The organism is Mycobacterium sp. 2YAF39 (assembly GCF_052114565.1).
Classification (GTDB): Bacteria; Actinomycetota; Actinomycetes; order Mycobacteriales; family Mycobacteriaceae; genus Mycobacterium.
The window spans coordinates 1-437 of sequence record NZ_JBFREZ010000049.1 but is presented as its reverse complement, the minus strand read 5'-3'; the positions used below and the strand labels follow the sequence as shown (position 1 = coordinate 437).

Here is a 437-nt window from a genome sequence, read left to right as displayed (position 1 = left end):
ATATGAGCCTTCGCCAGCTCTTCAATGCGTGCGGTCTCCCGCTCGCGCCAATGCTTAATGAGTTCTGTCCCTTTTCCTTCAATGCCTTGTTGTTGTAAGGCTTTATCCATGCCGACACGCCTTGCAAGCCCTCGCTTACTCTCAAAGTTCGGAACGTAATTGATATGTAAATGAGGGTTAGCTTCATCATCATGCAAGACCATGTTATAGACTGCTAAATTGGGATTTCTTTCTTGAAACTCCTCTGCATACTGCACTAATGCAGACTTCTTTAATGATCGGTATTCCTCACCATCTTTCCCCTCTCCAATGGCAACAATCAATTCCCTTTGTTCATGCGTTTTACTGTCCTTTCGAATTTTCTCGTAATAGTCCTCAATCTTACGGTCTTTCCTACTTTGCTTCGCATTGTAGGCTTCGACCGCTTCACCGAATAC

The 437-nt window shown here is 44.4% G+C and carries 1 protein-coding gene; it reads right to left on the bottom strand.

Annotation, left to right across the window (positions count from 1 at the left end):
- Positions 1–437, bottom strand: a 437-nt coding sequence (locus tag AB4Z42_RS28415; protein ID WP_442012583.1) for a plasmid recombination protein, incomplete at both ends; no start/stop codon positions are given.